This is a genomic window from Candidatus Izemoplasma sp., assembly GCA_036172455.1.
In the GTDB taxonomy this organism is placed as follows: Bacteria; Bacillota_I; Bacilli_A; order Izemoplasmatales; family Izemoplasmataceae; genus JAIPGF01.
Map to the genome: position 1 here is coordinate 512,278 of JAXKVY010000001.1, position 18,953 is coordinate 531,230.

At 32.3% G+C, this 18,953-nt stretch carries 17 protein-coding genes; 16 read left to right on the forward strand and 1 reads right to left on the reverse strand.

Annotated features, from left to right (window positions below; all coding sequences use genetic code 11):
- The first annotated feature begins 75 nt into the window (after positions 1-75).
- The 11 genes from UMR38_02400 to UMR38_02450 all read left to right on the forward strand — a co-directional run bounded on the left by UMR38_02400 (position 76) and on the right by UMR38_02450 (position 9,949).
- Positions 76-813, forward strand: a complete 738-nt coding sequence (locus tag UMR38_02400; GenBank protein ID MEC9484711.1) for a diadenylate cyclase — start codon at positions 76-78, stop codon at positions 811-813.
- A gap of 97 nt (positions 814-910) precedes the next feature.
- Positions 911-3,244 carry an NAD(P)-binding protein gene (locus UMR38_02405; GenBank protein ID MEC9484712.1) on the forward strand — a complete coding sequence of 778 codons (2,334 nt, stop codon included), beginning with the start codon at positions 911-913 and terminating at the stop codon, positions 3,242-3,244.
- 15 nt (positions 3,245-3,259) lie between these two features.
- The gene (locus UMR38_02410) at positions 3,260-4,411 is read left to right on the forward strand and encodes a diguanylate cyclase (GenBank protein ID MEC9484713.1); all 1,152 of its coding nucleotides are present in this window, start codon (positions 3,260-3,262) and stop codon (positions 4,409-4,411) included.
- Between the two features lie 267 nt (positions 4,412-4,678).
- The gene (gene ispD, locus UMR38_02415) at positions 4,679-5,335 is read left to right on the forward strand and encodes a 2-C-methyl-D-erythritol 4-phosphate cytidylyltransferase (protein ID MEC9484714.1); all 657 of its coding nucleotides are present in this window, start codon (positions 4,679-4,681) and stop codon (positions 5,333-5,335) included.
- Positions 5,332-5,808: a 2-C-methyl-D-erythritol 2,4-cyclodiphosphate synthase gene (gene ispF, locus UMR38_02420; protein MEC9484715.1), complete on the forward strand. Its 477-nt coding sequence runs from the start codon at positions 5,332-5,334 to the stop codon at positions 5,806-5,808. Before ispD ends, ispF begins: the two co-directional genes overlap by 4 nt.
- Positions 5,809-5,977: 169 nt before the next feature.
- Complete coding sequence (locus tag UMR38_02425; GenBank protein ID MEC9484716.1) at positions 5,978-6,223, forward strand: YutD-like domain-containing protein; 246 nt, start codon at positions 5,978-5,980, stop codon at positions 6,221-6,223.
- Positions 6,224-6,304: 81 nt separating this feature from the next.
- Positions 6,305-6,544: a NifU family protein gene (locus UMR38_02430; GenBank protein MEC9484717.1), complete on the forward strand. Its 240-nt coding sequence runs from the start codon at positions 6,305-6,307 to the stop codon at positions 6,542-6,544.
- Positions 6,545-6,633: 89 nt separating this feature from the next.
- Entirely contained in the window at positions 6,634-6,960 is a 327-nt protein-coding gene (locus UMR38_02435; GenBank protein ID MEC9484718.1) for a S1 RNA-binding domain-containing protein, read from the forward strand.
- Between the two features lie 83 nt (positions 6,961-7,043).
- A complete protein-coding gene (locus UMR38_02440) occupies positions 7,044-8,375 on the forward strand; it encodes a glucose-6-phosphate isomerase (GenBank protein ID MEC9484719.1) in 1,332 nt (443 codons plus the stop codon).
- A 3-nt stretch (positions 8,376-8,378) separates the two neighbouring features.
- A complete protein-coding gene (locus UMR38_02445) occupies positions 8,379-9,272 on the forward strand; it encodes a DMT family transporter (protein MEC9484720.1) in 894 nt (297 codons plus the stop codon).
- Positions 9,273-9,286: 14 nt separating this feature from the next.
- The gene (locus tag UMR38_02450; protein ID MEC9484721.1) at positions 9,287-9,949 is read left to right on the forward strand and encodes a hypothetical protein; all 663 of its coding nucleotides are present in this window, start codon (positions 9,287-9,289) and stop codon (positions 9,947-9,949) included.
- Here the strand turns inward: UMR38_02450 and UMR38_02455 are convergent.
- Positions 9,942-10,805: a diacylglycerol kinase family protein gene (locus UMR38_02455; protein ID MEC9484722.1), complete on the reverse strand. Its 864-nt coding sequence runs from the start codon at positions 10,803-10,805 to the stop codon at positions 9,942-9,944. The genes UMR38_02450 and UMR38_02455 overlap by 8 nt on opposite strands.
- 97 nt (positions 10,806-10,902) lie before the next feature.
- Between UMR38_02455 and tsaE the strand changes: the two genes are divergently transcribed.
- Genes tsaE through UMR38_02480 form a run of 5 tightly spaced genes read left to right on the forward strand, consistent with a single transcriptional unit; the run spans position 10,903 to position 18,948 of the window.
- A complete protein-coding gene (tsaE, locus tag UMR38_02460; GenBank protein MEC9484723.1) occupies positions 10,903-11,349 on the forward strand; it encodes a tRNA (adenosine(37)-N6)-threonylcarbamoyltransferase complex ATPase subunit type 1 TsaE in 447 nt (148 codons plus the stop codon).
- Positions 11,318-11,929, forward strand: a complete 612-nt coding sequence (tsaB, locus tag UMR38_02465; GenBank protein MEC9484724.1) for a tRNA (adenosine(37)-N6)-threonylcarbamoyltransferase complex dimerization subunit type 1 TsaB — start codon at positions 11,318-11,320, stop codon at positions 11,927-11,929. Before tsaE ends, tsaB begins: the two co-directional genes overlap by 32 nt.
- Positions 11,930-11,975: 46 nt before the next feature.
- The gene (locus UMR38_02470; GenBank protein MEC9484725.1) at positions 11,976-13,433 is read left to right on the forward strand and encodes an ATP-binding cassette domain-containing protein; all 1,458 of its coding nucleotides are present in this window, start codon (positions 11,976-11,978) and stop codon (positions 13,431-13,433) included.
- Positions 13,430-16,705 carry an ATP-binding cassette domain-containing protein gene (locus UMR38_02475; protein MEC9484726.1) on the forward strand — a complete coding sequence of 1,092 codons (3,276 nt, stop codon included), beginning with the start codon at positions 13,430-13,432 and terminating at the stop codon, positions 16,703-16,705. Before UMR38_02470 ends, UMR38_02475 begins: the two co-directional genes overlap by 4 nt.
- On the forward strand, positions 16,702-18,948 hold the full coding sequence (locus tag UMR38_02480; GenBank protein MEC9484727.1) for an ATP-binding cassette domain-containing protein: 2,247 nt from the start codon (positions 16,702-16,704) through the stop codon (positions 18,946-18,948). The genes UMR38_02475 and UMR38_02480 overlap by 4 nt, the downstream gene beginning before the upstream one ends.
- Positions 18,949-18,953 lie beyond the last annotated feature (5 nt).

The following is an 18,953-nucleotide window of genomic DNA, read 5'->3' on the forward strand; positions in this document are numbered from 1 at the left end:
ACAAGTTTCATAATTTTGTCATTTTTGTTTCATGATTATTTGGTGTATGCTATAATATTAATGGGAGTGATAACTATGAGTAATTTTGACATTATAGCTATAAACATCTATCTAATAGTACTTATTATAAATATACTAAAAAATAAGACAATTATTCAAGTATATCGCTTTTTTAAATTGATTATTTTTGCAATGTTTATTTTTGCAATAGCTATTGGCATTGAAGATCAGATATCGCTAATAAATCTCTTATTGAAGGGTATTCCACTACTATTAGTTGTAGGGCTTGTGTTAGAACCTGAAGTAGCGGCCATTTTTAAAAAGATCGGAATCTTTAAAACGGGATTGTTTTCTGAGACAATTGAAGATCAGACAAAAAATGAAGTTTTAAAAAGTATTGAATTTATGAGTCATCGCAATATAGGGGCGTTAATTACCTTTGAAAAAAATGCCTCTTTGCAAGAATTTATTCAAACAGCATATCCAATTAATACTAAGTTAAGCAATGAATTGCTTTCTACGATATTTGTACCAGAAACCCCATTACATGATGGTGGTGTGATTATACGAGGAGACCAAATTATTTGTGCGGGGGCATATTATCCACCGACAGATCGCTTAGATATTCCAAAACAATTAGGGTCTCGACATCGCGCTGCTATTGGTGTAAGTGAAATCTCCGATGCATTAACAATTGTTGTTAGTGAACAAACTGGGAATATTAGTGTTGCTTTAGATGGATACCTGGATTTAGATGTTGATCACGAAACATTGGTGAATTATTTAGAGACACATTTACAAGGGAAAAAATAGCGAAATGATGCGAATCATTCGCTTTTTATTTAATAATGTATTAATTGTCAATAAAAACTATGTTATAATGAGTTAAGAAAAAAATAGGGTGATTGCTGTGGAAAAATATGATGTAGTCATTATAGGCGGTGGATTAGGAAGTTTAACCACTGCGACTTACCTGACAAAGCGATTGAGAAACATCGCTGTTTTTGAACAGAATTCTAAACGTAAAATAGCTAGCTACACGAAAAACTTTCGTGACAGTGACAGACACAAGTTTGAATTTAAGTATTTTCATCAAGATCTTGGTGGTGTACATAACGGAGATTTATTTTATGAATACCTTAAACGATGTGGCTTAGAAAAACAATTTGAATATGTGGATAATCGCCAGACAATGGTCATTACCGAAGACCAAAGAATGATAAAACGCGCTAATACTTATAAAGAATTCAAAATTTATTTGGTGAGACACTATCCGAAACAACGCGATAATACCTATCATTTATTTGAAGATATTGAACGTCATTATAATGATTTTCGAAAACAAAAATTAGCCCGATTATCAAATAAAGAATATACCATTTCTTCATTAATGATAGAATGGGGAGATTTAAGTTTATATGATGTGTTAATTCAGTATTATAATCAAGAGAAAATAATGGATGAATTTACTTTGGTTCACAATGCTATTGGCTTACCGCTAAAAGAAATAAACGCTCATAACTATTTTGTAAAGTGGTTTGATACATTTATTGATGGGAATCACCTTATAGCAACATCATTTGATGATATCGTTGAACAACTAACAAAAGAGATATCTAAAAGTCGTCAAAAAATATTCACAAACCGTAAGATAGGTAAGGTCATTACCAAGGACAATGAAATCGATTATATGATTGATACTGAAGGCAATGAGATACAGGCAAAACATTACGTAATCAATATGCGTATTGATGAGTTTGCAGACATGTACTTAGATGGTGATGAAACCATTAAGAGCGCTTTTTATAAGTACTATCCGCATGTCAAAAATGAGGTGAACACAAATCGTGTTTACTTAGGGTTATCAATCCCACCTGAGACTTTCGGAATGAATCACTTACAGTATTTTTTTAGTGATATTGAAGAAGATGATGTGCGATTTCTAACGGTGACGAACTATAACAAACTAGACCCGACATGTTGTACAGGTGATCGAAGTGCCGTAATGATTGAGTTTATTGATACAGGTAATACTAAAAAAGAACAGTTAGCACAAGTAAAAAAACAATTTTTGAAGTATTATCCAAAAGCAAGTGGACATATTGTCTTAGAAAGAATTGATCAAAAAACACCATACTTTGGAAGCCAATCAAAGGAAAGTTTTTGGCATGGGAAATCGCTTAATGACTTGTTTTTAATCGATGATTACTCAGCTTTAAATCCGTTTAGTAATAGTTATTTTATTGGTTATTGGACAAAACCTGAATCGGGAATTACAGGCATATTACAAACTGGTGTAGAGTATGGGGATATTATTGATGAAGATATTTATCATGGCGATGATGATGATTATTTTATTACGCATGATGAATTAATGAATATTATTGCTAATCAGTTTATTCCTCATAGTTTAAGGAAAACAGAAAAAAATATTCAGTTTTTCATTGGTAAAGACTCCTACTTTATTCGTACAAAAGGCAAGCATCAACGATTATATAAAGGGACCAGTGAGATTTCTGACATTATCATTGTAGCTACAAATGAATGCTTATACGACCTTAGTGTAGGAAATACCACACTCGAGCAAGCATTGGATAATGGAACACTTGAATATGTAGGTAATCGCGAATTTTTAAATACTGTTATTGAAGCGTTTGATATGGGCATTGTCATTTCTAAGCCTGACCGATATAAATATGTACCTGGTAGATGGGGACTTAAAATTATGTTAGCCCAGTTATCAATAGTATTTCTATCTAATTTGTTAGGGAATTATCATTTGTACATTTATTTAGCGCCTCTAACACTTTTGGCCTTTGGCTCTACTGTATACTATAAATATCGTAAACTCGATAAAATAACGCTATTTGAGTATGTTGTGATGGGAATCTACTTGCTATTGTCAGTTATTAGTATCTTTATAGAAGAAGTTAATTATTTAAAAGATAGTTCCTATACGCTTATGTTTTTTACAGTTTATTTCATTGGTACATGGCTAATCAATTATCCGATTGCATTGGGATATATAAGACATGATTATCGCATTGATTACACAAGAACTAAGTTATTTCAAATGATGTCTGGTGGGTTAACCTTTATTTGGGGTGTCACCTTCTTGGTCGTACTTGTAGCTGATTTAATGATAGATCAAAGTTATGCCGCATTATTCTATTATTTAGTACCATTAGCGTTATACTTATCATTTTATTATCCATCCAACTATATTCGTGGATATTTTAATTAATATGGAGGGAACACTATGATAGATCAGATTATTCTTGGCATTATATGTCTATGGTTTCTTTATGCTATAGCAATAAGGTTAACGAAAAAGCGCAAACATGACTATAGTTTTTTTATAGCCCTTTTAGCAGCTATTGGGTATGGGTATTTTTATTACTATGATAATCATCCAGAACTATATAAGGAGATTTACCAGTATAGTGTGGTAGGTATTTTTGCGTTTTGGATGATTGTGGATAATACACTCGTTCTCTTTAAAAAGAATGTATCTGAGTTTGATTTCTATCATCTCGAAAAAGAGTTGGAGGAAATGAAACATAGTTCAGAACTTATGCGTCAACGCTTTATCTCAACAATCGAATTATTAAGCGATGGCATCGCATTTAGAGAGGATAAAGGTATTTTTGGTACGGATCAATATATCGAGTATCTTGGATTGTCTGAAAACGAATTTAAGGTTGACACATTAGAAAATATTATGGTTAAAGATGATTTGGTGCAATATCGAATGATTATTGAAAAACTATCAAAAAGAAATCCTGTATATTCTATAAGTTATCGGATTATAAAAGACAATCAACAATTGTGGATAAAAGAAAAAGGAAAAGCAATTTTTATTGGCAAGAAAAAACATATAATTTCAATCATCAGACCAATGGATGTTAGACGCTTTCCAACCACAGAAGTTGATGTTCTAAATTCATTGCCAAAGTTTAAAGAAATGTATAATGAAATGCAACGATTAACTCGTAAAAAAACCCCATATCATTTAGTGGTTATTCAACTAACAAACATACCAAAAATTAATGAAAAATATGGGCGAGATTTTGGTGATTTAATGATGGGAGAATATTTATCAAAATTGCGTTTTAAATTCATTAAAGACAACCTAAGTTTATTTCGCATTTCTGGAATCAGATTCGGTCTATTAATTAAAGATCAGAAAAAGTTTGAATTACTTGATAGAGCACTTGTTGGCACAGGAGAAATTTTGACTATGAGAATGAAATTTGGTGGTGTTTCACAAGTTATTTATCCTAATTTAGGAATCTCAGAATCACCTTATGAAGGTAAAAACCCAGATGATGTGTATAATGAAGCAATAACTGCATTAGAGCGAACTGAAAAGGAATCTTATCAAAAAAGTTTTGCGTATTATGAAAAATAAAATCACAAAAATAATGTCATAATAATAGCAGTATATGGAACAGTAAGTCTTTACTCAAATAAGATGTTTTATAAGAAATAAAAATTTGAATTAATTGTATATATTTTTACTTATTAATTAACAAAATTATTCATATTCATTTTATTTAAATTTATGATATTTAAATTCAATTTAATAGTAAATTAAATGTCATTAAATTTATAAAAATAGTCACCCTAATAATATGAATATAATGATTACATAATTTCTAAATTTCAGGTGATAAAAATGAAATATTCTGTATTAATAATGGCCGCAGGAAAAGGGACTCGATTAAAGCTGGAATACAACAAAATATTTTATAAAATTAATGACCATTATATCATTGAATATAGTGTGAATTATTTTGTTCAAGATAGCAGATGTGAATCAGTTTGTATAGTATGCAGTCACAATGATTATGATCAAATTAAAACGTTATTTAATGATATCAAAATTTATGTAGTAATTGGTGGTTCTACTAGACAACAAAGTGTTTTTAATGGCTTAATGAAGATTAATAGTGAATATGTATTAATACATGATGCTGCGCGTCCTTTTATAAATGGGAATGTTATTGACGAGTTGTTACATAAATTACCGGAATATCAAGCTTGTTCGTTAGCTTTGCCATCAAAAAACTCATTAGTAGAAGTAGATGGAAACCGCTTTGTTAAGTCTATTAATAGAAGAAATATTTTGCAAGTCCAAACTCCTCAAGCTTTTAAAACAGAGCTTATTAAACATGCTCACCAAAAAGCTATGGAAGATCATTTTGAAGTAACAGATGATATAACACTAGTTGCAGCATATACAAATGTAACACCAAGGTATATTATCGGTGATGAGCGCTCAATAAAACTCACAACTCCGAATGATATTCAAATTTTAGAGGTGATTTTATGATACGTATTGGAAAGTCTACTGATATTCATCGGCTTGTACCGGGTAATAATATTATTATTGGTGGTGTTACGATTCCAAGTACTGTCAAAAGTGTTGGTCATAGTGATGCAGATTGCTTATTACATACAGTTGCTGAATCCCTTATTGGGGCGCTTTCCCTGGGTGATTTAGGGAAATTATTTCCAGATACAGATCCTCAATATAAAGGAATTAATTCGCAAGAACTTGTTAAAGAAGTTATGTATCTTGTTAGAAATCAGGGCTATAGTGTCATAAATATTGATTCAACCGTTATTTTGGAAAGACCTAAATTACAGTCATATATTAAAGAGATGCGTAAGATCATTGCAGAGTTACTTGATATTGATATGCAATATGTGAGTGTGAAGGCCACTACAAGTGAGGAAGTAGGCATTGTTGGTCGTGGTGAAGCCATTATTGCTGAAAGTGTTGTCTTAGTGACAAATGATTAATGAGTGCTATTTTATGAGATTACATAATATAACTAATTATGACTATACGGGCCTTTATAAAAGCATTTCCCATTCATTATTTTAAAATAATATTTAATCAAAAATATATTTAACTTTTATTCCTTCTTATAATGCATTATAATATTTTTCAGATAGTAGAGGTGATTTTATGATAGAAACAGATCATGGCAAATTTGAAGTCATTAAAGATTATAAAGAAGCACTAGAGATTAAAACATTCAACGACAGATACACACCATATTTAAATAAATATATGTATATTGTTGGAGATGTTAGTGCTGAAATGTTACGCCTTAAAGGCTTCAGTAAAAAGAATTATAATACTATTCCAGATTATTTAGCAGAGAGCTGTAATCCAAACACACCATACTTTGTTTTGAAGCGATTGAAATAATTGCTTCTTTTTTATTAGCATATGATTTAACAATATAAGAAAGATTGAGTATAATAAACCTTGAAATAAGAGGTGAACATAATGAGTAACGATACGATAGAAAAGCAAATACAAGAAGTTATTAATAAGGTTCGTCCATACATTCAACGTGATGGTGGAGACATCCGATATGTTAAATTTGAAGATGGTATTGTATATGTTGAAATGTTAGGTGCCTGTGTTGGATGTGGCTTTGTTGATACCACATTAACTGATGGTGTTGAAGCGATATTGCTTGAAGAAGTTCCAGGAATTATTGGAGTTGAAAACGTAGGACAGTGATTTTTAATAGATCACTTCCTTTTTTATTGGCTAATTTGCGACTTTTTTGGTATACTATACACAAGTAATCTTAAACGAGGTGTTTCATCATGAAAGTTGGAGACATTGTTAAAGGAGAGATTACAGCAATAAAACCTTATGGAGCATTTGTTAAAGTAAGGAATGATTATGTCGGTTTAATTCATATTTCTGAAATTAGCGACAATTATGTGCGTAATATTGAAGATTATGTATCTAAAGGAGATGTTCGAACACTTAAAGTATTAGCCATTGATGGTAATAAATTAAGTTTAAGTTTTAAGGCGCTACATAAACGTAAGAAGCGCTATAAAGTCACATTAGATACTGGATTCACTCCTTTGCAAGAAAAACTGCAAGAATGGGTAGAAAACTATTCACTTAAAAACGGCGATTAGCCGTTTTTTAATTTGTGAAAATCTATACAAATAGGATATTATATGATAATATTTATACGTAAAATATAATGGAGGTAGAAGTAATGAAAGAAATTAGTATTAACTTAGACAATGCGATTGATTTTATACATCAAAATGCATTAGACAAAGCGCGTGAAGAGGTTAAAGAAGCGCATCAAAAATTACAAAATAAATCAGGAGAAGGAAATGATTTCTTAGGGTGGACAACATTACCAACAGATTATGATAAAGAAGAGTTTTCTCGTATTAAGAAAGCTGCGAAACGCATTAGAGAACAATCAGATATCTTATTAGTGATTGGTATTGGGGGATCTTACTTAGGAGCAAAAGCAGCGATTGAATTATTAAACAAGCATTTTAATCGTGATAAAGAATTAGAAATTATTTTTGTAGGCCACCATATTTCAAGTAGCTATATGCGAGATCTAATGGATTATATTGATGGACATGATTTCTCCATCAATGTTATCAGCAAATCAGGAACAACTACAGAACCTGCGATTGCCTTTCGACAATTTAAAAAGATGTTATTTGCTAAATATGGCAAAGAAGGCGCAAAAGATCGTATTTATGCTACAACTGATAAAAATCAAGGGGCATTACGCACTTTAGTTGATGAACAAGGTTATGAATCATTTATTGTACCCGATGATGTTGGGGGACGATATAGCGTTTTAACAGCTGTTGGGTTATTACCAATTGCAGCAAGTGGTGTTAACATTGATCAAATTATGTCAGGAGCACAGGATGCTCAAGAATTATATACAAAAGGTGAAAATGGAAATGCAGCCTTTGAATATGCGGCAATGCGGAATGTATTGTATCGTGATGGAAAGAAAATTGAGTTGCTTGTTAACTACGAACCGTCATTATTCTATTTTGGAGAATGGTGGAAGCAGTTATTTGGTGAAAGTGAAGGAAAAGATCAAAAAGGTATATTTCCAGCAAGTGCATCATTTAGTACAGACTTACACAGTTTAGGGCAATATATTCAAGAAGGTGAAAGACATTTATTTGAAACAGTTATTAATGTTCAAACACCAAGTCGTGAAGTTGTTATTGAGGAAGATGATGCGAATTTAGATGGACTAAACTACTTAGCTGGAAAAACAGTCGATTACGTCAATAAACAAGCATTTTTAGGAACTGTGATGGCACATAATGATGGTGGCGTTCCAAATATTATTGTAGGTTTACCTGAAATATCACCATATTACTTTGGAAAACTTGTCTATTTCTTTGAATATGCATGTGGTTTAAGTGGATATATGTTAGGGGTTAATCCATTTAATCAACCTGGTGTTGAAGCATATAAGAAAAATATGTTTGCCTTATTAGAAAAACCAGGATATGAATCTCTAACTAAAGAGTTAAAGAATCGTTTGGATGACTAAATAATGGCCGATAAAAAGGTTTTATTTGCGGAAGTATCATTATTTTTTGTTACAATAATATGGGGATTGGGGTTCCCAATTACCCGTATTGCCTTTGATTTAGGTTTTGGAGCAAATACAATTATGGTTGGCCGTTTTCTAACGGCCGCTATTGTCCTTGCGGTTGTTTATCGTAAGAAACTAAGACAAATTGATTCTAAGTTATTGGTATATGGATCAATTGCTGGTGTCTTTTTATTTTTAGGATTCTTTTTTCAAACACTGGGAAATGCTTATACTACGCCTTCTAAGAATGGATTTATTACGCAATTAAATATTGTCTTTGTTCCGTATTTGTATTTTCTTTTTTTCAAGAAAAAAGTTGATGTCTATAATGGATTTAGTATTATTCTTGCTGTGTTTGGACTCTTTTTACTAAGTTATGAACAAGGATCTTTTGATAACTTTAATATCGGTGATTTTTATACATTGATTTGTGCTATAATGGTGGCTTTTCATGTTGTAACAGGAAGTTATTTTCAAAAAACTCATGATTTTGACCCAGCGTTGTTTGTACTCATTAATATTGCTATATCAGCAATCTTTTCTATATTAGCTGCAGCTATTTTTGATACATTACCACCAGTATCACTCATAATGTATTGGCCTCTTATATTTCTTGGGATCTTTAATACGGCATTAGGCTTTTTAGTACAAAGTTATGCATTAAAACTGAGTTTGCCGACAAAAGTTAGCTTAATTGTTGCACTAGAAAGTGTTTTTGCAGCAATAGGATCTGTATTTATTGTAGATGAAATTTTGAGTATTGAGTTAGTCCTGGGTGGTCTTTTAATTATAGGAGCAGTTTTATTCTCAGAATTAAAGCCATTTAGAAGACGTTTTATTAAAATTACATAAAAGGAGTTATAAATATGTATTATATGATTATCTTATCGCCAGTTGTACTTGAGTGGATTGGGTATATTGCATCACTTATTGTATTAATTAGCTTGTTAATGAGTTCTTTGAAGAAACTTCGATGGATAAACCTAGTTGGATCATTACTTTTTGGAACTTATGGATTTTTAATTGGATCAGTACCTACTGGGCTAATGAATGTTGGTATTGCCCTAATCAATATCTACTACTTAATAAAAATGTACGGTTCTAAAGAGTACTTTAAAGTTCTATTTGTTGATCAAGATAGTAGTTATTTAAAGGCTTTTATTGATTTCTACAAAGAAGACATATATGATTTCAAAACAATTGATTATACAACTATAAAAAAGGCAGATATCAAATTATTTATATTACGGGATATGGCTCCAGCTAGTGTTTTTGTTGCCAATAAAATTGACGATAATACTGCTGAAGTTATGTTAGATTATGCTATACCAATGTATCGAGATTTTAAACTTGGTAAGTTCCTATTTGTTAAAAATAAAAATATTTTTGAAAACAATAATATCCAAACGCTAATCACCAAAACAACAGTGAATGAACATGTTGAGTACTTGAGAAAGATGGGATTTAAACCTGTTAGTGATCAAGAAGACGTATACAAACTTAGTCTACAAAAAACACATTCTAATTAGAATGTGTTTTTCTATATTTACGTAAGTGTATGTGTTTATTAGTCGAAGATGCGCTTAACTCAGTAATGTCATCAAATTTTTCACCATCTGTTTGGGCAATTTGGGGGCTGTTGAATATAACAGAGATGTTATGACATTTTGTACTGAAAACGTATTTTTTAAATTTAGTATGGAGTCCGAGATAGACAGTAATAAAGATAAAAAATAACAATATTTTTGGTATGGAGTGAATAATGATGATATCGAGTTGATCATCAGATAGATTAGCGTTAGGTGTCATTTTCATTCCCCCACCAACAAATTTGCCATTATTGATCATGATAGAATAGGTTTTATTAAATGTGTAAGGTATATCATCAATAACACATCTTGCTTGGTCAGGGACATAATTAATCATTGCCTTTAGTGTTGATAAGTAATAGGTAAATTTTCCTTTATTATGAGCTTTATCAACATAATCAATAACAAGACCATCAATGCCAATACCTGCACCATTCATGAAGTATCGTGTGGTATTATCTAGAGACACTTGCATAATCGTTTGAGCTTTGCTGTCTTGGTCTTTTAAGGTTCTTAAATAGTCATTGCCGGATCCATTACGTTTGATATAAATCTCTTGTTTAATATCTTCATTGTAAAGACTGTTGATCATAAAGTTGATTGTGCCATCACCACCGAGTAAGATGATGTTATCGATATGGTCTTTATCTCTTAAGTAAAGCTTAATATCATCAATTTTTAAAAGACTTTTTAGACGAAACGGATATTGATGTTTTTTATAGTAACGAACTAGCTTATGTGTTTGTACGTTACTGCGGCTATTTTTAGATTTGGGGTTGTACAAAATTAGATCCATACCAATCACTCCTTGGGTGTATTATATCACATATACTATATATATTATTAGATAAGTATGTTATAATTTTTAATAAGAATTAATTATGGTGATAAAAATGAGAAAAGCGTTTATTATTGAAAATTTATCAGAGATGGAATCCTTAGCTAAGGCATTATCTAGACATTTATTTCCAGGTTTTGTACTGTGTCTAGAAGGTGATTTAGGGGCTGGTAAAACGACATTTACTAAGTTCTTAGGAAAACATATGGGCATTACAGATACAATTAACTCGCCAACGTTCACAATTCTTAAAATCTATGAGCATGAATTACCCTTATACCATATGGATGTCTACCGTTTGCAAGGGATAGGTGCTGATTATGATCTAGAAGAATATATTTATGATGATGGCGTCTGTGTTATTGAATGGTATCAGCATATTATTGAAAGTTTACCAGAAGATTTTTTAGCCATGACAATCACGATAGCCAATAACAAAAGACGAGTTATTTTGGAAGGAAGTGGCGAATATGAACACATCATTTCATCGATTGATTATTGATTCCGCAACACCTTATTTGTACGTTGCACTATTAGAGGGAAATCGCTCCATTCAAACATATTATAAAAAAGGCGATAATAATCATTCTGAAGTTCTTATGCCGACTGTTGAAACGTTATTTAAAGATAGTGGACTATCGATTAATGATATTGATGAAGTCATTGTAGGTATTGGACCAGGTAGTTATACAGGCGTACGTATTGGTGTTGTGGTGGCTAAAATGATTGCATGGAATCAACGGATTACCATTAAGACAGTGAGTTCATTAGCCCTTATGGCATCATCTGAATCTTCTGATGGATATATCCTCGCACATATTGATGCACGGAGAAAAAATGCATTTATGGGCTTATATCTTAAACAAAACGGTTTAATTGAACCAATAGGTGATGAGGTGTTTATGTCTTCAAAAGCCTTTCAAGAGAAAGTTCCATACCCCTTTACAATCGTAGAGTCGGGGGAGCCTGATCCTAAAGTATTGCTTGCATCTAACATATTAACACCAGTTGAGAATGTACATCATTTAGCCCCGAATTATTTACGAAAGACAGAAGCAGAGAGAAACTTAAGTAATTCATAGGATTTTCATATGTATTTGATATAATTGCCGATAGGTGGTGATTTGGTTGAGTATTCTTCATATAGAGAACCTTCATAAAACATATAAAAATGGCACAACAAAGACACATGTTTTAAAAGGGATTGATTTAGATATTGAGGAAGGTAGTTTTGTTTCGATCTTAGGTAGAAGTGGATCGGGTAAAACGACTCTTTTGAATGTCATAAGTACCTTGTTAGATTTTGACAAGGGAACCATTATTATTGATGGAGAAGATGTTCAAAAAGCCAAAAACAAAAAACTTAATAGTATTCGAAATAATTATATTGGTTTTGTTTTTCAAGACTTTAATCTTGTGAATGAAATGAGTATTTTGGATAATGTGGCAACACCATTAATTTTAAATGGCGTTGCTTTTAGAAAAGCTAGGGAAAAAGCTAAAGAAGCGTTAGAAGATGTTGGATTAGGTCAATATACCAAAGTAAGACCACCAGAACTTTCAGGTGGGCAACAACAACGTGTTGCGATTGCTCGTGCAATTGTAAATGATCAAAAAATACTGCTTTGTGATGAACCGACTGGCGCGTTGGATGATTACACAGCAACAGAGATACTAAACATATTAAAACGCTTATCAAAGACCAAGACAGTGATTATGGTTACGCATGATGAAGAGTTTGCTAAAAAATATAGTGATCGTCTCATTATGCTTGTGGATGGAAAAATTGTAAAAGATTATACAACTGAAGATGGAAAACTATTTAATGCAGAAATTGTCGAGGATAGAGCCTTGAGAATACGTTCTGCAGGTTTTTTAAATCTTTTGATGTACTCTTTTCTAAGTATGGATATTGATAAAAAGAAATTCGGGAAAACGTTTAAGACATTTAGCCTGTCATTAACGCTTTTCATTGTGATTAGTATTATCAATGAGAATCTAGATGTTTTTACAGAGCGTTATCTCGACTTTTTTGTGACCAGAGAGGTTGCAAATACTAATGTTTTGCTTGATTTTGTTTATCAGTTTTTTGAACAAAACGTTACGGTATTGGTCCAAACAATCTTGTTTATTTTAATTGGGTTTTGTGTAGTGTCATATCTATTTGTGTTCACCATTAATATCATAAATAAGAAAAGGGAAATCGCTGTACTAAAAGCATTTGGGGCATCACAAGAAGCGATTGCTATTCTCTTTATGTTACGCCCGATCAAGTTTACATTAGCTATTTTTAAAGATACTTTAATCTATACTGTCATACTCATGCTTTTGGTGAACGGCATCTTAAACTTTAGGGCATTATTTTATACGGAGTATCTTAGTTTTGTAGCAAATATATTTATTGTTTCATTTAATTTAATTAAAGCATTTGTCATTAATTCCACTACTCCAATAGACTTTCCATTGTTATTGAAACATATCTATCCGATATTTTTACTTGTTTTAGGATTATTTATGATAGGTAGTTTACTGCCTGCATATTATATTTCTAAAAGTGACACAATAAGGATGTTGGCAAAAGAATGATACGTTTAAAAAACTTAACTAAAGTCTATGAGACAATTAATTACAACATTATTGCACTAAGTGATTTAACAATGACATTTGATATCGGAGAAGTTATTGTATTACTTGGTAAAAGCGGAAGTGGAAAAAGTACATTATTAAATATTATTGGCGGATTTGATCGAGATTATGTCGGAGAATGCCAGATTCTTGATACGGATTTAAAAAGCAAGAGTGAACGGGATATGGATACGGCCCGCAAACGACATATTGGTTTTGTTTTTCAGCAATACATTCTATTAAATAATCTTACTGTCATTGAAAATGTTGAGTTAGCACTGAGAGTAAGTGGGGTTGTTAATGCGGGAAGCCGAAGACGGGCAGCAAAACATGCCTTAAAGCTTGTTGGGTTAGAGGAGCATATGAATAAGTTCCCTCATCAAATATCAGGAGGACAAAAACAACGCGTCGCAATTGCACGAGCTTTTGTTAAAAACCCAGACATTATTATAGCGGATGAACCAACAGCGGCTTTAGACAGCCGAACATCTAAAGAGATTTTAGATTTACTTGCAGATTTATGTCGTAATAAGCTTTTAATTATTGCGACACATAATAAATCCATTGTCAGGGATTATGCTTCACGTGTTATTGAATTAAGAAGTGGGTATGTTGTTAGAAATCAGTTAATTACAGACCCTTCTAAAGTTCATGTTGATGAATTAGACTTAGTGATTGATAAAGAAATAGAAGATGATGATGAAAAGATTCAAAAACTTATCGAAGTAGAAAAAACTGTATCTGACGAGAATAAATCAACTGTTTTAAAAGATATGGGGTTAAATATTGAGAACTTCAGACTAAATAATGATCAACCATTCAGTATTGATGAAGAACTAAAAAAGCGTATTATTAAAGAGCATATGCACAATTCTAAGTTATCCACACGAATTTACCGGTTTTTACAAACATCTGATAAGTTTTATGGTAAGAAGTCATACGCTAATAAGGCGTTTTTCAGGAATATTGGCCTTCATTTATTTAGTGCTATTATCTTTGCGATATTTTTACTGACAATTGTATTTGGCCTCAATTTTGTTTCAGAAACATTTGGTGGATTTAATGAAAAAGCCTTATATAAGAGAAACATGAACAATAATAATCATGTCTATTTCGCCCCAAGTGAATTTACCATGGAAGATTATGAGACAACACTCTATGATTCAATGGAACAACCATTCATCAATGATTTTTCACAAACTGAACTTAATCGCAATGATTTTTATGAGGTCCTTTTAAGTGATCCATATGTGGAATACCAATATTACCAAGATAAATTACTATATTTAGACCAAGAATTATCTCAATATGGTGCGATTAACCTGTACTATAACAATGCCAGTATTATTATGCGAGAAGACAATCCTGACATCATTTTTGAACCACTACAATATCAGTATCAAAATATTGTTACATTTCCTGAACCATATGTATATGTTAGTAGCTTTATGGATACTGAGTTAGAAGAAAATAAGATATATCAGTTTAATTACTTATACGCTGAAAATAATGAAGCGATCTTAACAAACCACTTACTCGAAGGTGGAGAATTACCAGATGAGGTAAATGAGATTGTTGTGCCTGTAGCGTATTTGTTTCAGTATGAGATTTTAAATCCAAGTGATTTCAAAGATGATTATGGGAATGATTTAAGAATGATACCATCCGAACGTATACAAGAAGCGTTCGATAACTTAAACCCAGAACAAAAAACGATTGATATCACTAAAACAACTGTGACTTTTAATGATGCCACAGAAGGCTATAATGAGACATATACTACGTCTACAGAAACATTTAACATTGTTGGTTTAATTAATTTTGATGGAGATATCAATCCTGAATTGGCCTTACGGGAAGATTTATATATTCCAAATGCGGCATCTCAACATTTTAGTTTTATTGTCAGTAAAGCATCAGAAGAGCAAGTTAATTTTGACATTATTGATAATGTCTCTGACAAGATGTTTACTAAAAGCATCCAATATGCCGAAATTAATAACGAAAACTATGAGCGCTACAATGTGAGCGATTTAGAAGAAATATTTGAAACAGAATATCAAAACACGATGTATAGTGCATTCTCAGATAATTTCTCAGAGTGGATTGATACATTAAATTCTGCAACTGCATTGGTGAGTGCCTATGTGCAAGATGATTTAGCAGGATTAAACCCTGATGGTAGTTTTTTAGATACAGAAATTGACAATGCTATGTTCGAAGGACTAACTTACCGTGATTTGTTACGATATTATATTGCGGATCATATGGCTGTCATCAGTGATGAAGCAGAATTTAACTATCTATGTCCTTCTTGTGATTTTGACAATCGTAGTATTGAGTCACTTTATCTTGTAGCGATGGACGCCTACCCAAGAATCAAACAAAGTAGTGAATATGTCGATATGCTGGAACATTATGGCGATGTGAGAAGACTCACCTATCAAGAGAGTACAAATTATATTATGTATCAAGAATATGCACACCGTTTTAATAACCACTTCTATGAAACAGCACAGTCTCAAACATACGAACTCTCTTTAGTAAGTGCATTCGAAGAAGAAAGAGGCAGTATTACATCGCTAGTATACGTCGTTTTACCACGTGTACTTATTGAAAATATGCCATTCTTGGATACGTTTGTATCAATGATCGAACGTATGGAGGCCAATCAATCATTCCAAAACGTTATGCAACAAACTAACCTCGATTTATTAATCAGTAGTATCAGCACGAACGCGATAAGAAGTATGGTAATGATTATCTTGTATATTGTTATCTATTTAGCACTGACATTATCGATTGTGTTCTTGAGTTTCGTACTCATTAATCTATATGGCAATATTTATGAGACTGCGACCCGCAAAAGGGTCCGGGAATTGGCTAGTTTACGTGTTTTAGGAACTAGTTATGATGATATACATGATATGGTTAAAATTGAAAATAAGCGAGTAGCATTATTTAGTTATCTCTTATTTGCACTCACGCTATTTGGTCTAAGTCGATTAGACTTATTTGTAGCAGCGCCAATAGAACATTTCTATATGCCATTATTTGGCTTGTTCTTTGACTTTAATTTATATGATGTTTTTGTCATTAATCCTATGGTTATTGCATTTGCCACATTGTTGTTCTACTTCTTTATCTATCGCTTTATTATTCGTAAAGTTTCAACCAAAAAAATACAAAATATCGATACGATTCGAGCAATTAGGGATGGTGAGAACGTATGATAGAAATCCGCGACCTAGAAAAGATATATTATACAAAAGAACGTGATTATATTGCCTTAAAAGATGTTAACTTAACGTTTGAACCAGGTGAATTTATCGCTGTTTTAGGCGAGAGTGGTAGTGGCAAAACAACATTTCTAAATATGATCAGTGGTGTTGATAAAAAAACTGATGGTGAGATCTTATTTAATGAGGAAAATACCAATAAGTGGAAAGATAAAAAATGGCGTGAGATCAGAAACACAGAGATTGGCTTCATTTTCCAACGGTTTAACTTGATTGAACATTTAACAGTGATGGAAAATGTAACACTACCGCTTATTTTAACCGGGAGCGACGATAAAGTCGCAAAAGAGATTGCGAGTAGATTATTAAAAGAAGTCGGACTAGAAAGCACAGAGGAGAAACTAGCAAGTGAGTTATCTGGTGGACAACGGCAACGTGTTGCTATTGCAAGAACGATTATTATCAATCCAACAGTTATTTTAGCTGATGAACCTACGGGGGCATTAGATAGCACCACAGCTAAAGAAATTATGGCTCTTTTACAACACTTTGCACCAGGTAGAATTATCATCATGGTTACCCATGATGAAGATTTAGCTTATGACAATGCCACGCGTGTTGTCAGACTTCATGATGGCAAAGTCATTAGTGATGAGATTGTTAAAGAAAAGAACGCAAGTAAGCGACTTACCACAGATTCGTTATTGTCTTATGAGACGAAAATCACACGACGAAAACGTAAGCATTTAATGAAACAATTTCCTGAGTTAGAGGGGCAACTCCAAGTAGGCGACACAACGAAAGTGCCACTACATCGGAAATACATTGCGAATAATCCTGTATTTACACGCAAAATTGCACGAGAGAACTACCGCCAAAAACACGCGATTAATCGACGTATTTTATGGAGTTTTGTGATTGGCATTAGTTTGTTACTTATTGTTAATATTGTGATGAAAAATATTACAGCTTATAATTTTCATTTATTTGACATTAATAACAACTATGAACAGTATTTAGTCACTGATATTGGCCCATATGATGAGAATACAACGACAGAAGATGCGCATATTCAAGCATTGATGTCCTCGCTTCAAGCTGAAGAGAATGTAGATAATGTTTATATATATTATGAACATTATGTTCAGGAACTCTACATCGCAACGACGAATAATTTTTATAGTTCAGATGCTGGAGAACGGACCTATAACACGGGGGTTTATAGCCCGCGTATCACAACTTTAGGATCAACGACAATACAAAAAGAAGACTTTTATTTGAGTGATCAAATCTATGTTGGAGATTTTCCTGACCCAGAGGCAGATATACCTGAAGTATTGATTAGTAGTGAGTATCTATTATCACAATTTCTTGGGATTAGTTTAAATGAAAGTTTAAACGACGGAATTAATACATCAAGTATACGGCTTGAAGGGTTTATTGATAAGACATTATACATCTGTGGTGAAACCGTTAAATTAGGGGATACAGAACCGAATGTGACGATTGTGAAGGATTCCTGTTTCGCCTATACCATATCCGGTATTTTAAATAGTTATTATCAAGGTATTAATTATGTGGGTAATATCTATATGTATAATGATGGCTTTGAAGATTATGTTACATATTTGAAAGAAGATAAAGGATTTACCCGTGCAGATGAATATTATGATAAGTACATTGCACTCACCCCTGTGAACGTCAAAGAGCCATTAGATATTACACAATTAAATACAACATATGATATTTCAGTTGAAAACTCAGAATTTAGACAATATCAAGAAACACGGGATTTAGAGCTTATGTTAGAGTATATGTATTATGCCATTTTTGCGAGCTTATTTGTGATAAGTGGTACAGTCGCAGTAAATATTGTGATTTCTAGTATTCATGAACGGATACGGGAAATCGGGATTTATTCAAGTATTGGCGTTAGTAAGAAAAGTATTCGAAATATGTTTGTATTTGAAACAGTAGAAACAGCTATTAGAATCTTATTTATGACAGGATTATTATACGGACTTATAGTGTTTTCTTTCCGTTATTTTTACCGATTCGTTGTAGTGGATTTAACAACACTAGAACCTTTATTTGGCTATAACCCTGTGTTTAGCTATGAAACAACATTTAGTATAGGTGTCATTATTGGCGCAGTCGTATTTTTATTTGTTAGTGTGTTAGTCCCATCCTTTAAAGCGGCTAACATGCGTGCTATTGATGCCTTGAGAAGTGGGTGATTAGG